This window comes from Ilumatobacter coccineus YM16-304 (assembly GCF_000348785.1).
Lineage (GTDB): Bacteria > Actinomycetota > Acidimicrobiia > Acidimicrobiales > Ilumatobacteraceae > Ilumatobacter_A > Ilumatobacter_A coccineus.
Genome location: NC_020520.1, coordinates 3,457,343 through 3,471,352, shown reverse-complemented (window position 1 = coordinate 3,471,352; position 14,010 = coordinate 3,457,343). Strand labels below are relative to the sequence as shown.

The window sequence follows — 14,010 nt, the reverse complement described above, 5'->3', positions numbered from 1 at the left end:
TCGGGCCATCGTGGTCTCCTGTCTGCGGTTCATGTGTCGGTGCCCGGTCGCCGGGTGGTCTCGGCGTTCGGGTCGCCGCGATATCCGGGCGGGAACGTCCGCATCAGTTCGTCGACGGTCGGCGTGCGCTGCTCGCGCGCCTCGTCGGGCAGCAGATCGACGATCGCCTGCATGATCGCCGTCGTGTCGGCGTCGGGGTCGTCGCGGGACAGTTCGACCGGGTCGCCGACGACGGCCGACACCTCGGGTCGGCGGAGCGGATTGAGGTTCGGGAGCCGGGCGCTGCGAGGCCACACGTGCTCGGTGCCCCAGAGGCCGACGGGGATCACGGGGGCGCCCGTCTGGGCGGCGAGCTTCGCGGCGCCCCAGCGGCCGCGAAGTGCGGGATCGAAGAATGCGGGCCCGCGGGGGATCGTGCCCTCGGGTGCGAGCATCACGACTTCCCCTCCGTCGAGGGCGCGAGCAGCCGCCCGGAGCGGCTCGTCGGAACCCGATGCCCGTTCGACACGCACCCCGCCGATGCCGCGCATGAGTCGGCCGATGATCGGCACGTCGAACACCTCCTTCTTGCCGAGGCCGCGCACGTTGCGGCCCGCCTTGGCCATCAGCAGCCCCATCACAGTGGGGTCGAAGTACGAGCGGTGGTTGAACACCACGATCGCCGGCCCGTCGGACGGGATCTTGTCGACGTGTTCGAAGCTGATGTCGGCGTACGGGGCCACGAGTTCGGGTCGCATCAGCGGCCGCGACCATTCCTGGATCTCGCGACCGGCGACCTTGATGACTCCGTCGCTCTTGTCGAAGTGGCGGATCGGCCAGCCCTTGATCGCGGCGGTCGCGGCGAGCCGGGCGTCGGGGTTGACGGCGGTGGGATGGCCGACGAGATCGAGCAACGGCGAATCGAAGTAGCTGTCGCTGTAGGCGTAGCTGCGGGAGAGATCGACCGAGTTCTCGTCCGCCCATCGCTCGACGGCAGCAGCCTTGTCGGGTCCCCACACGAACGGTCCGTCGAGGATCCCGTTGTACGCCGAACCATCGCTGCCCCACTTGGTGCCGATCACGGCGTCGAAGCCGAGTTCGTCCGCCAGGGGCGCGGTGAACGCGACCGGCGACGTCGACGCGAGGACGAGCAGCCGCCCGGCCGCTCGGTGGTCGTCGATGATCAGCTTCGCGAAGGGCAGGACGTGGTCGGCGAGCTCCTTCGCCGCGGCTCGACTCGCCGCGTCGACGTCGACCACCGACCAACCGGCAGCGGCGCGGACCGCCAGCTTCGCCGGTTGCATCAGCAACCGCGACTCGCCGACGGTGTTGAAGATCGTCTTGATCGCTCGCTGGGTCACCTCGACGAGCGGGTCGAGAAACGGAATGTCGGTGCCGTCGCTGATGCCGGCCTCGGCGATGTGTTTTATGAACACGGTGGTCGACGACTCGGCCACCAAGGTGCGGTCGAGGTCGAAGATTGCTGCGGTTGCGGCCATGTCTGGGTTCCCCTCTGCGCGAGCCGAGTGCCCGTTCCCGCCCCATTGTGGCCCTTCTCGGCAGGCGCCGCGTCAAACATGTCGTGAGGTCGCCGGGAGAATGTGGTGTGTCGCGTGTCATACTGAGCGAACAGCACGACGGAAGGCGAGAGAACGCATGAATCTGGCGACGGTGATCGAGCGGCACGACGCATCACGAGTGGCGTTGATCGAAGGTGATCAACGGGTCACCTACGGGGAGTTTCGCGAGCGAGTCGGTCGGCTGCGCACCCAGCTCAAGGCGCTCGGCGTCGACCGCTCCGACGTGGTCGTGGTCGCGGCGGGCAACGAGATCCACTTCGCGACGTCGGCGATCGCCCTGCTCGGAATCGGCGCGATTCCGATGCCGCTCAACCCGTCGAGCACGTCGTCGGAGATGGTGGCGAAGATCGCCGTCGGCAAACCGAAACTGATCCTCGCCGGCAAGGGCGGCCAGCGTGTCACCGGGTACGCCGGTGACCTCGACGTCGAGGTCATCGACCTCGTCGAGCTGGACGCCGCGTCGGTCGACGTCGAACCCGATCACTCGGTCGTCGATCTCGATCCTTCCGATCGGGCGTTCTACATGGCGACCAGCGGTGTGTCGGGCTCACCCAAGGTCGCGATGCTGTCGCACGGCAACCTCGACTGGGTGCAGAACCTCCTCGTCACCGGCGACGACCCGGTCACCTCCGACGACGTGATGCTCGGCGTCCTCCCGTTCGCGCACATCTTCGGCCTCAACGTCGTGCTGCTCACCTCGCTGCGCGCCGGAGCGTGCGTGGTGCTGCAGCGCTCGTTCGACGAGACCGAAGGACTCCGCCTGATCCGCGAACACGGCGTCACCCTCGTGTCGGGTGCTCCGCCGATGTGGCAGCGCTGGCTCGCGGCCGACGGTCCCGACGACTCCATGGCAACGGTGCGCCACGCGTCATCCGGTGCTGCCGCGCTTCCGGTCGGCGTGTTCGAGCAGGTCCGCGATCGTTTCGGCTTCGAGATCAAACAGGGGTACGGGCTCACCGAGACCTCCCCGGTCGTCACGATGGGCCGCGATCACCCGACGCGACCGTCATCGGTGGGCAAGGTCGTCGACGGTGTGTCGGTGGCACTCGTCGACATGTCGGGTCGGCCCGTCGACGTCGGCGACGAAGGCGAGGTCGTGGTGCGGAGCCCCGGCGTGTTCCTGGGCTACCTCGACGATCAAGACACGACCGACTCCGTGCTCACCGCCGACGGGTGGTTGTGGACGGGCGACGTCGGCATCTTCGACGAAGACGGCTACCTGTATCTCGTCGACCGGATCAAGGACGTCGTCATCGTGTCGGGCTTCAACGTCTACCCGGCCGAGGTCGAGAACGTGCTGATGAAGCACCCCGAGGTGACGGGGGCCATCGTCACCGGGTCGGACGACCCCGACACGGGCGAATGCGTGGTCGCCCACGTCACCGGGTCGGCGACGCAGAGTTCGCTCGAAGCATTCGTCGCCGAGCATCTCAGTCGATACAAACGCCCGACGCAGTACCACTTCCTCGACGTCTTGCCGATCGCTGCGACCGGCAAGGCCATACGGCGGGAGCTGCGGTCGTGAGCAAGGCACCGGAGTTCCACTTCGAGGAGGCTCCGGAACTGCCGGGTTCCGACCGCCTGAGCAAGTACGGCTTCGGTGCGGTTCGCCGGACCACGCATCGACTGTGGGATTTCCGCGTCGAAGGTCGCCAGCACGTGCCCCTCGAGGGTCCGGCCATCATCACGCCCAACCACCTGTCGTTCTGCGACTCCGTGTTCGTTCCTGCTGCATTGCCTCGTCGCGTGTGGGCGATCGGCAAAGGCGAGTACATGGACGACTGGAAGACCAAGCATCTGTTTCCGGCGATGGGCATGATCCCGGTCGACCGGTCGGGTGGCGACGCGGCCCAGGCGGCGCTCGACACGGCGGCGCAGGTGCTCGACGGCGGGCACCTGTTCATGATCTACCCCGAAGGCACCCGGTCGCGCAGTGGCAACCTGCACAAGGGTCGCACGGGCGCTGCTCGCCTCGCCATTCGCTGCGACGCGCCGGTCGTTCCGGTCGGGCACGAGGGGACGCTCGAGGTGCAACCGCCCGATCAGTTCACGATGAAGCCGCGCAAGACGGTCACGGTTCGGTTCGGCGCACCGATGTGGGCGCACGAGTACGGCGACCCCGACGATCCGCGCACGCTGCGCAGCTTCACCGACGCCGTGATGTTCGAGATCTCGCAGCTCAGCGGCCAGCGCTACGTCGACGTGTACGCGAGTAAAGACGACACGCCCGACTCGGTCGGCGTCGATGCCCCGACGCCGCCGACCAGGCCGAAGATCGCGTTGCCCGAGCGAAAGCCCGACGTGATCGGGCTCGAAACGCCGACGTCCGAGCACACCCAGGTGGCGCCGAAGCGACCGAGCATCGTCGGTGACAGTCCGTCGATGATCCCGACGCCGCCGGCCCGCCCGATCCTCCGGCCCCCGTCGGCGCGCTCGTCGGTGCCGGTCGGAGCGGGCGATCCGTCGGGGCCGATCCCGGTGCCGCCCGGACGCAGGTCTCCGGTCTCGACCACCTGAACTCGCACCCGTGCTTCCCTCGGGCCTGGACCGAGGGCTACGAGGGAAATGAGCCCAGCGCTATCAGGCTCGACGGATGTCGACGAGTCGGAGCACGGCCCGTCCTTGTTCGATCGACGCTTCCACGTCGACCTGGGCGTCGATACGCCACTCGTTGGTCTCGTCGGGGTCGTGGATGATCTGGGTGACCGCCCAGGTGTCTCGATCGAGCTGGAAGCGTTCGGGGCTCCGCGCGCCGGCGCCGAGCAGCATCTCGTCGAACTCGTCCCAGTACGGCGCGATGGCCTCGGCGACGTCGTCGACCGACGTCCAGCGTTCGTCGTCGACCGGCTGCTCGACCAGCGGTGCGAGCGACGAGCGCCCGGCGTTGGCGGCGAGGCGCTGCATCCACTCGAAGATCTGATTGCGCACCATCACCCGGAACGCTCGGTGGTCGTCGACGATCGTGACCTCCCGGTCGGAGCGGACGGCCTCGACCGTCTCGTCGTCGGACGGGTTGACCAGTCGCTCCCACTCGTCGATGAGGCTGGAGTCGACCTGGCGCACCAGCGCACCGAGCCAGGCGGTGATGTCGTCGATCTCCGTGGTCCGCGCCGCCTCCGGGACGTTCTGGCGAAGCCCTTTGTAGACGTCTGACAGGTATCGGAGCAGCACTCCCTCCGACCGTTTGAGGCCGTAGTGCTGCACGTACTCGCCGAAGGTCATCGACCGCTCGAACAGTTCGCGCGCCACCGACTTCGGCTTGACGGTGTCGCCGCCGACCCACGGGTGGCGGGTGCGGAACATGTTGAAGCTCTCGTACAGCCACTCCTTGTTCGGCTTGGGGGCGTCGGCGTGTTCGAGCCGCTCCATCCGTTCCTCGTACTCGACTCCCGACGCCTTCATCTCCGCCATCAGCTCGGACTTGGCATGGTTGACCTGCGCGGCGATCACGACGCCAGGGTTCTCCTGCACGGCTTCGATGATCGTCAGTGCGTCGAGCGCGTGCTGTTCGGCGTCGCCGGGCTCGGTCGGCGGGTCGAGTTGGTCGAGCGCCTCGAGTGCCCACAGCGACAACGGCTGATGCAGGGCGAACTCGTCTTGCAGATCGAAGTTGACGCGCACGCGACGACCGTGGGAATCGGGCTCGTCGAGAAACTCGAGGATGTCCGCGTCGACCAGCGATCGGTAGATCGAGATGGCCCGTCGGATGTGCCCGCGCTGACGCTTGCGGGTCTCGTGGTTGTCGGTGAGCAGCCGGCGGATCGCCAGGCAACCGTCGACCTCGGTGCCGTCGGCCTCGACCACCACGGGGCGATCGAGCATGCTCATGATCATCTGGTGGTTGACCTGGAAGTGCGATCGCAGCGCCTCGGGCTCGCCGTCACGCAACTTCTCGAACACGTTCTGGTCCCAGTGGGCGTAGTTGCGCTCGGGCGCCTTCTTCTTGACCGGCTTCTTCTTCGAGTTGCTCGTCGCTGCTTTCTGGTCGGCGCGCAGGTTCTCCACCACGTGTTCGGGCGCTTGGACCAACACGTGGCCTTCGGTGTCGAATCCCTTGCGGCCGGCTCGTCCGGCGATCTGCGCGAAGTCACGGTTGCTCAGCACGCGCACCGACGTGCCGTCGTACTTGCACAGCTGCGTGAACAGCACCGTGCGGATGGGCACGTTGACGCCGACGCCGAGCGTGTCGGTTCCGCAGATGATCTTGAGCAGCCCCGACTGCGCCAGCTTCTCGACGAGGAGTCGGTACTTGGGAAGCAACCCGGCGTGGTGGACGCCGACACCTGCCGTGAGGAATCGCTTGAGGTCCTTGCCGATGGGGGAGTCGAACCGGAATCCGCCGATCGCTTCGCGCACCAGCACCTTCTCGGCCTTGGTCAGCGGGTCGAGCGCGAGGTAGCCCTGCGCTGCCTCGGTCGCGTCCTTCTGCGTGAAGTGGACGATGTAGATCGGGACGCGTCCGGCCTCGAGGAGTTGCTCGACCGAGTGGTGCAGGGTGGAGGTGCGGTACTCGAAGTCGAGGGGCACGGGCCGGGTGGCCGTCTTGACGACCGAGGTCTCGCGACCCGTTCGAGCGGTGAGGTCGCGCTGGAAGAACTGCACGTTGCCCAACGTGGCCGACATGAGCACGAACTGGACGTGCGGCAGCGTGAGCAGCGGGACCTGCCACGCCCAGCCTCGCTGCGGGTCGCCGTAGTAGTGGAACTCGTCGACGACGACGACGTCGATCGGGGTGTCGGCCCCGTCGCGCAGCGCCCAGTTGGCGAGGATCTCGGCGGTGCAGCAGATGATGGGTGCGTCGGGGTTGACCGACGCGTCGCCGGTGATCATCCCGACGTGTTCGGAGCCGAACTCTCGGCACAGCGCGAAGAACTTCTCGCTCACCAGCGCTTTGATCGGCGCGGTGTAGACGCTGCGTCGGTCGGCCGCGAGTGACGCGAAGTGTGCGGCGGTCGCCACCAGCGACTTGCCGGAACCGGTGGGGGTGTTGACGATGACGTGATTGCCGACGAGGAACTCGAAGATCGCTTCCTCCTGCGCCGGGTACAGCTCGATGCCCATCTCGTCGGCGTACGACATGAACGCCGTGAGCAGGGCGTCGTCGTCGGGTGTAGGCGGAAGATGCCGTATGAGCGCAGGCTCGGTCACGACCCCGACCGTATCGACCCGCGGGCCGTGCGGTCGCGCCGGTGGACGCCCGATGGTCGTGCCGATGGTCTCGGCCGGAGTGTGACGGTGGAAGACTGGCGCGATGGGGAAGTTCGAGTTCACAGGAATCAATCACCTCGCGCTGGTGTCGAGCGACATGGCGCGAACGGTCGAGTTCTACGAGGGGGTGCTCGGCATGCCGCTCGTCAAGACGATCGAACTCGGTGGGGGAGCGGGTCAGCACTTCTTCTTCGACTGCGGCAACGGCGACTCGCTCGCGTTCTTCTGGTTCCCCGACGCGCCACCAGCCGTGCCGGGCGTGTCGGCGCCTGCGCACCGCCCCGATCAGGGGCCGATCACGACGGCGCACGGCTCGATGAACCACGTCGCGTTCGGCGTGCCGGCCGACAAGATCGACGACTACGTCGAGGTGCTGCGCGCCGCAGGCGTCGACTGCACCGAGGTGGCGAACCACGACAACAGCGAATGGGGCATTTCGCGCGAAGTGACAGACGACGTGTATGTTCGCTCGATCTACTTCACCGATCCCGACGGCATCTCGCTCGAGATGGCGGCGTGGACACGGGAGCTCGGACCCGACGACGTCAGCCACACTCCGAGGACCGCCGTCGACGCCACTCGGTGACATCCGACCACGGAAAGCGTTCAAGTTCGGTCGGGAATGTGCCGACGTATTGACAACGTGAGCGACGGATGGCTGAATGGAACCGCAATGGAGAACACCGTGATCGACAAGGCAGAGGGCCCTCAGCGGGAGTCTGGCTCCGAGACCGACGGCCGAGTCCTCCGACGAAGTCGCAACATGGCCGCAGTGCGCGGCGCGATCGTCGAACTCCTCGCCGAGCGAGCGCACCTGAGCATCCCGATCGTCGCCAGGCGTGCCGGGGTCGCCAGTCGGAGCGTGTACCGCTACTACGGCGTGCTCGAAGAGGCGGTGCGTGACGCGGTCACGACGCGCCTCGAAGAAGAGATCCAGCGTGTCCCCGAGCCGTCACAGATCAATCCTCATCAGGACATCGACGTCAAGCTCGACCGGGTGAGCCGTGAACGCGTGCTCATGTGGTTCGAGGTCGCGCCGTTGCTCGGGCACCTCCCCGAGAACGTGGTCGAAGCGGCGATGCTTCGACTCGACTCGGCGGTGCTCACCGCGTTCGGTCCCGAACTCGACGCGCTCGACGAGTCGGTCCGGGCGTCGGCGGAGTCAGCGCTCGCCGTGCTCGTCCGGATGCGCACGATCAACACGCTCGCCGGGCGCTGCAATCGCGACCTCACCGAGACCACGGCGGCACTTCGTTTCGCCATGGAGCGGCTGCTCGCACCCACCGGTTGACGAGCGCAGCGCCTCGACTCAGATCGGGCGCGTGACGATCGACGCGAAGCACATCTCGTCGTCGGTGCCGTCGGACCACACGATGTACGCCGGTTCGAGCGTCGGGTCGCGGCGTGCCCGGTCCCACGAGCACTCGAGTCGCACGACGTCGTCGCGCTCGATCACGATCGTGTCGGTCGGTTCGTAGTTCAGCTGCCAGTCGAAGTCCCAGTCGGGAATGTCGAGCACCACGAGCTCCTCCGGTGTGCCCGGATTGAGGGTCATGCGGAAGCTGGCGCCGACTTCGTGTTCGTGCCCGAACACCGACACCAACTCGCCGCTCGCACCGGCGCGGAGGTCGCAGCTCGACTCGGAGTAGCCGTCGGTGAAGCCTGCGTAGTCGGCAGGCGTCTGGCCACACAGCGCGAGGATCCCGTCGGCGAGCACTCCGCCCGGGCCGTATTTCTCCCGCGCGAGCGCGATCGCCGCGTCGCGGTCGCACAGCGGGCCCGCCTCGTCGGATGAGCACGGCACCTCGGCGGGGCCGGTGTAGACCGTGATGTCGACGCGGTCGAGGTCGGCCCCTTCGTCTTCGGGTGTCCAGTCGAGGGCGAGGGTGGACTGATCGGCGGGCGCCTCGACGTCGAAGTGGTAGTGCGTCTGGATGACGAAGAAGTCGCCGTCGTCGAGGTGGAGGCCGCTGCCCTCGGGGTATCGCGAGGCTGCCTGGCCAGGAGCCCACGCGTAGATCAGGTCGGCGCTGGGCGCGGGGGAGAAGCCGAAGCAGGTCCAGCCGCCGCCGTTGCCGTCGGTGGCGTCGATCGCTTCGAGGGCCGCGCGGTCGTCGGCGCTGAGCAGGAAGCCGACCGCATGGTGGACGACCTGCTCCTGCTGCGGTTGGAAGTCCATGCCGGTGACGAAGCCGGGACCGTCGAACTCGGGGTCGTAGATCAGACAGCGATACTCGTCGTCCTGGCCGAGTTTGCCGTCGTACGCGCCCTGCGACAGCACGGCGACGTCGGGGTCGGTGAGTCGCACGGTCTGTCCGGATGCGGGTGCGATGACGTGATCTTCGGCGACGTCGAGTGGGGCTCCGGCCTCGTGCCAGTCGGCGAGCAGTGCGATCTGGTCGTCGGTGAGACTCCAATCGTGCTCGAACGCGACGCTCTCGTCGGAGGCGGGCCACGGCGGCATGAAGCCGGTGCGGGTGACGAACTCGATGCCGACCGACGCCTTGGCCACCACGCCGGCGGTGTCCATGATGACGTGCTGCGTGCCGGGGCCGTTGCCGGTGTGGCAGTTCGCGCAACTCGTGGTGATGATCGGTTCGATGTCGGCGGCGAAGGAGATGCCGTGCACGTCGGTGGCGACCGAGGTCGTGTCGGGCTCGGTGGTCGGCGTTGCCGTGGTCGTGGCGTCGGTCGCCGTGTCGCTGGTCGCGGTGTCGCTGGTCGCGGTGTCGCTGGTCGTCGTGTCTGCGGCTGGCGTCGACGTGGCTGCGATCTCGGCGTCGGCGGTGAGGTCGACCGCATCGCTCGTCGCCGCATCGTCGTCGCCACCGAGTGAACAGGCAGCGAGCACCGCGGCCGGGACGAGGCACGCCCCGAATGCGACCCAGCTGCGCCGCCACCACGACGGGGTGTCAGCGCGCGGAGCGGGCATCGGCGTGGGGTTCTCGGTGTGGTTCGTCATGAGTCTGGCGACAGTCTTGCCGGTCACGACCGGCGAGGCGTGGCGCAGCTCGATTCACGTCGCGTCGGGCCACGGGCCGGGCCGTTCGACGCCGAACCATTCGCCGAGCGCGTCGTCCCACTCGTGGCGTGCCACCGGTTGCTCGGTCTGAGTGCCGGCCCGACGGAACTTGAGCGTGTCGTGCGTGAGGGTCACCCGGTCGGTGCCGTTGCCGAGCAGGCGAGTGGCGAACGGTTTCGACCGCCAGTGCTTCGCCGGGTCGCGCTGCATCGATGAGGCGGCCGGGGCGAAGTCGTCGAAGCGGTGCGCCACGCGCTTGAACCGATAGCGGGCCTCGGGAATCCCGTCGACCACCTCGGCGAGCGTGGTGCCCTGCGGGCTCGGGATGAATTCGAAGTCGTTCGTGCCGCCGTCTTGCGGTCCCGATCGATTCAGCTCGAGGGGGCGAACGAAGGTGTCGCCGAAGCCGACGTCGACGAGCATCGGCGCCCCGACCTCGGCGTCTCCGTCGCTCTCACGGGGGGTGACCTCGAGTGCGAGGTGGTCGAGCACCTTGCTCGGGCCGTCGAGGAGCACCGCAGCGCCGATGAGCTTGACGTCGTATCCGAGCTCGTCGAGCAGCATCGAGCAGGCTCCGTTGAGTTCGAAGCACCATCCGCCGCGGCCACGCAGGATCTTGCCGACGGCCTCGTCGCGATCGTGTGGCACCCCGCCGGCGAACACGATGTCGAGGTTCTCGAACGGCACCGCCACGAGGTGGGCGTACTGCAGATCGCCGAGCGTCGCCGCATCGGCGGCCGCCGGGCGTTCGCGTCCGATTCGTTCGAGGTATGCGTCGACGTCGAACCCACCAGCCATCGCCTCCACGCTAGAGGCCTCGGCCGACATCTCGGAGAACTCGGCCGCCGGTACCGTGCCCACGTGCGCGTCGATCTCGCCATCAATCCGTTCGGCGCCGATGTGCGTCACATGGTCGACGTCGCCGTGCTGGCCGAGTCGCTGGGCGCCGACGCCGTCTGGCTGACCGACCACTTCAGCGGGTCGGTCGTGTCGAAACCGTGGTCGCGTGACCCGTTCGTGTGTCTGGGGGCCATGGCGGTGGCCACATCGCGCATCGGGCTCGGCATCCTGGTGGCGAACGTGGTCAATCGGCATCCGGCCCAACTCGCGTCCGCCGTCAACTCGCTGCAGTCGCTGGCGCCGGGGCGCGTTCTGCTCGGCGTCGGGTCGGGAGCTGCGCCAGGATCTCGGTTCGCCGTCGAGCACGACGCGATCGGCACCGTGCTCGCCGAGGCCGACGAGCGACGCCGTGTGCTCGTCGACTCGATCGGAGCGCTCCGGGCGATCTGGTCGGGAGCGCGATCGTTCGAGGTCCCCGGCGTCGGATTCGACGGCCTCGACGGCGTGGTGGACGGCTCGCCGTGCCCGCCGATCATCGTGGGGGCATCGGCCTGGGCGACGATCGCTGCGGCGGTGGAGGTGGCCGATGGCGTCAACATCCGCGCCACGGAGCGCACCGACGAGCTGCTTCGGCGCCTCGCCGAGGTGCGACCAGCGAGCTTCGAGGTCAGCGTGCTCGACTGGCTCCACGCCGACGATCTGGACATCGACGGGCTGGGTGCTGCCGGGTGCGATCGCCTGATCCTCGGTGTGTCGGCGCCCTTCGACCATGCCGCCATCGCGAGCCGATTCGCCGGCCTCCACGAACGGTCGTGACGGCGAACGTTGCTTGCCGCGGACCCGGACCGAGGGATGCGCCGGTTGCCGGAATCGCCGAGGGTGCCCGCGGTTTCGAGGCCCGGCAAATTACCCTGGCCGCCATGCGTTCACGTACTCACCGGATCCTGCCTGCCATCCTCGCCGGAGCACTGCTCGTGAGTGCGTGTGGCGGGGGATCCGACGACGCCTCGAACGACGAGCTCGCCCCCGAGGTCGAGCCCGCTCCGGAGGCCGAACCCGAGCCGGTGCCCGAGACCGCCGCTGAGCCCGAGCCCGAACCGGAACTCGAGCCCGAGCCCGAGCCGGAACTCGAGCCCGAGCCCGAGCCCGAACTCGAGCCGGAACCGGAGCCGGAAGCCGCCGGCGAGGTGATCGAGGCGACGTTGACCGAGTGGGAGATCGCGGCGCCGACCGAGTACGCAGCGGGCACGATCACGTTCAACGCCGTCAACAACGGCAGCTTCCCCCACGAGCTCGTGGTCATCGCCGGTGAGAGCTACGACTCGCTTCCGCTCGAAGAGGGCGGAACGGTCATCGAAGAGCAGTTGCCGACCGGCGCGCTCATCGGTCGCACGGCGCGAGTTGGGTCGCAGAGCAGTGCGGAGCTGGTCGTCGACCTCGCTCCCGGCAGCTACGTCCTCGTGTGCAATCTCGGCGGCGGCTCCAACAGCCACGCCGGAGCCGGGCAGCGTCTCGACATCACCGTCTCCTGACCGCGGCCTCGGCTCACGTGCCAAGTGGGCTAGCTTCGCCGCATGTTCGCAGGTCTGTTCGACGAGTTCTTCGGGGTGCCGACGCATCCGTTCGCGGTGCACGCACCGATCGTGCTGCTTCCCATCGCAGCGGTGGTGGCGGTGGTGTTCGCACTCCGATCCGACTGGCGCGAGCGAGCGTCGTGGGGGATGACCGCCGGCGTGTTCGCGCTCGCAGCGATGTTGTTCGTCGCCAAGGAGTCGGGGGAGGCGGCGCAGAACGCGCAGAACGTGTTCGGCAACGTCGACCGCCACTCGGAGCTCGGCGAGCAGACGTTCGTGATCACGTTGGTCTGGCTGGTGGTGACCGCCGGCCTGTTCGTGCGCGATCGGCAGATTCGTTCGGCTCCTGCCACGTCGCTGTCGGCTGGCGCAGTGACACCGAGCAAGGACCCGGTGGCGCTCGGCCTCAGCATCCTCGCCGCAGTGATCGCCATCGCGGCGACGATCTGGCTCATCCGCACCGGTCATGCCGGCGCCGAAAGTCGCTGGAAGCTCGGCTGAGATTCGAACCTGGTTATTTCCATCCCGGATGGAAATCACCAGGTTGGTCGAGCGACGAGCTCACTCGACGAAGCGAGCGGCGGTGCTGGGTGGCTCGGGCCTCAGGTGACGACGACGGTGGTGCCGACGGGGGCGAAGCCCCAGAGGAACTGTGCGTCGGTGTTGTGCTGACGCTGGCAGCCACCCGACAGACGAGTGCCGAGTTCCTCGGTGGTCTGGTACACCTCGCCGGTCGACACCTTCGTGGGGATGCCGTGGAACCCGATGTTGCCGCGTTCGGTCTTCTGGTACCGGATCATCAGCGGCAGGTAGGCCTTGCCGTTCCAGGCGGTCGAGACCTCGCTGCGGCTGTACACGGTGTGCGTGCCGGGCCGCTCGTTGGTGTAGGTGCTGCCCGACACGAGCCACGATCGGATGATGCGCTCTTCGCCGTCGACGGCCCACACCCGCTGGCCGGCACGGTCGTACACGACGCGGTATCCGGAGCCGGAGTTCTCGGGAAGCGGCGGCGCGTCGTCGCCGGCCGAGGCGACCGGTGAGAGTTCGACACCCCACAAGTCGACGGCGCCGGGTTCGGGCGCCGGGGTGCGGGTGACGAGGGATTCTTCGTCGGGCCAGATGTCGAGCGACACGGCGCTCTCGCGTCCGACCACGCCGTCGACGAACAGGTCTTCGGCGAGTTGGTACGCCTGCACGGCGTCGAAGGTCGACTGCGCGAACTCTCCGTCGGCGGTCCCGTCGAAGAAGCCGGCGTCGGCCAAGGCGTTCTGCAAGCAGACGACGCCGTCTCCCGACGCTCCGAGGCGGAGCGAGAGTGCTCCGATCGTGCAACCGCCGTCGGCGCGCGACGCGGTACCTTCCTCGCCTTCGGGATCGGGGTCGGTGATGCCGGCGAGTTCGACGTCGATCATCTCGACGAACGCCTCGTCGTTGTTCTCGGTCGCGGAGATGATCTCGGAGGCAGCGTCGAGGTCGGCAGCGGCTTCGGCGCCGGCTGCGGGAGTGTCGTTGATGAGCAGTGACTCGTCGGAGCCGTCGCTGCCACCGGTGACGACGATGCCGATCGCTGCGGCGCCGAGGATCGCGATCGAACCGACGCCGAGCGCGAACTCGCGCCTGCGTTGTTCGACCGGCTTGTCGAATCGAGGGGCGGGGCGGTCGGCGGGAGGAGCCGGCGGAGCGGTGGTGAGCACGGCGCCGTCTCCCTCGTTCCAGTCGTCACGCATGTTGGGTGATCCTAACGAATCGAGGTGGTGGGCGACCGCGCGCGTCGGTGAATGTTTCGTTTCGGCGCGTCACACCACGC

The 14,010-nt window shown here is 68.0% G+C and carries 12 protein-coding genes; 7 read left to right on the top strand and 5 right to left on the bottom strand.

Annotated elements, in window-relative coordinates; translation table 11 throughout:
• Nucleotides 1-29: 29 nt before the first annotated feature.
• Nucleotides 30-1,478: an HAD-IB family hydrolase gene (locus YM304_RS15590; RefSeq protein ID WP_015442668.1), complete on the bottom strand. Its 1,449-nt coding sequence runs from the start codon at nt 1,476-1,478 to the stop codon at nt 30-32.
• A gap of 157 nt (nt 1,479-1,635) precedes the next feature.
• Between YM304_RS15590 and YM304_RS15585 the strand changes: the two genes are divergently transcribed.
• Together YM304_RS15585 and YM304_RS22790 are read left to right on the top strand one after the other, a co-directional pair.
• Complete coding sequence (locus tag YM304_RS15585) at nt 1,636-3,084, top strand: class I adenylate-forming enzyme family protein (RefSeq protein ID WP_015442667.1); 1,449 nt, start codon at nt 1,636-1,638, stop codon at nt 3,082-3,084.
• Nucleotides 3,081-4,076, top strand: coding sequence for a lysophospholipid acyltransferase family protein (locus YM304_RS22790; protein ID WP_015442666.1), 996 nt, complete (start codon nt 3,081-3,083; stop codon nt 4,074-4,076). The genes YM304_RS15585 and YM304_RS22790 overlap by 4 nt, the downstream gene beginning before the upstream one ends.
• 63 nt (nt 4,077-4,139) lie before the next feature.
• Here YM304_RS22790 and YM304_RS15575 read toward each other — a convergent pair whose 3' ends face one another.
• A complete protein-coding gene (locus YM304_RS15575) occupies nt 4,140-6,638 on the bottom strand; it encodes a DEAD/DEAH box helicase (protein ID WP_051071597.1) in 2,499 nt (832 codons plus the stop codon).
• Between the two features lie 172 nt (nt 6,639-6,810).
• On the opposite strand from YM304_RS15575, the gene YM304_RS15570 reads away from it, so the two are divergent.
• A complete protein-coding gene (locus tag YM304_RS15570) occupies nt 6,811-7,353 on the top strand; it encodes a VOC family protein (RefSeq protein ID WP_015442664.1) in 543 nt (180 codons plus the stop codon).
• 87 nt (nt 7,354-7,440) lie between these two features.
• Nucleotides 7,441-8,058 carry a hypothetical protein gene (locus YM304_RS22785; RefSeq protein WP_015442663.1) on the top strand — a complete coding sequence of 206 codons (618 nt, stop codon included), beginning with the start codon at nt 7,441-7,443 and terminating at the stop codon, nt 8,056-8,058.
• A gap of 18 nt (nt 8,059-8,076) precedes the next feature.
• Here YM304_RS22785 and YM304_RS15560 read toward each other — a convergent pair whose 3' ends face one another.
• A complete protein-coding gene (locus YM304_RS15560) occupies nt 8,077-9,729 on the bottom strand; it encodes a hypothetical protein (RefSeq protein WP_154723487.1) in 1,653 nt (550 codons plus the stop codon).
• Between the two features lie 54 nt (nt 9,730-9,783).
• The gene (locus YM304_RS22780; protein WP_015442661.1) at nt 9,784-10,587 is read right to left on the bottom strand and encodes an arylamine N-acetyltransferase family protein; all 804 of its coding nucleotides are present in this window, start codon (nt 10,585-10,587) and stop codon (nt 9,784-9,786) included.
• A gap of 63 nt (nt 10,588-10,650) precedes the next feature.
• Here YM304_RS22780 and YM304_RS15550 point away from each other — a divergent pair, with 63 nt between their 5' ends.
• The 3 genes from YM304_RS15550 to YM304_RS15540 all read left to right on the top strand — a co-directional run bounded on the left by YM304_RS15550 (nt 10,651) and on the right by YM304_RS15540 (nt 12,704).
• Nucleotides 10,651-11,445, top strand: coding sequence for an LLM class flavin-dependent oxidoreductase (locus tag YM304_RS15550; RefSeq protein WP_015442660.1), 795 nt, complete (start codon nt 10,651-10,653; stop codon nt 11,443-11,445).
• Between the two features lie 104 nt (nt 11,446-11,549).
• Nucleotides 11,550-12,161, top strand: a complete 612-nt coding sequence (locus YM304_RS25305) for a hypothetical protein (RefSeq protein WP_015442659.1) — start codon at nt 11,550-11,552, stop codon at nt 12,159-12,161.
• 42 nt (nt 12,162-12,203) lie between these two features.
• Nucleotides 12,204-12,704, top strand: a complete 501-nt coding sequence (locus YM304_RS15540) for a DUF2231 domain-containing protein (protein ID WP_015442658.1) — start codon at nt 12,204-12,206, stop codon at nt 12,702-12,704.
• A 101-nt stretch (nt 12,705-12,805) separates the two neighbouring features.
• On the opposite strand, the gene YM304_RS22775 is transcribed toward YM304_RS15540, so the two are convergent.
• Nucleotides 12,806-13,930 carry a L,D-transpeptidase family protein gene (locus tag YM304_RS22775; protein WP_015442657.1) on the bottom strand — a complete coding sequence of 375 codons (1,125 nt, stop codon included), beginning with the start codon at nt 13,928-13,930 and terminating at the stop codon, nt 12,806-12,808.
• Nucleotides 13,931-14,010: the final 80 nt, after the last annotated feature.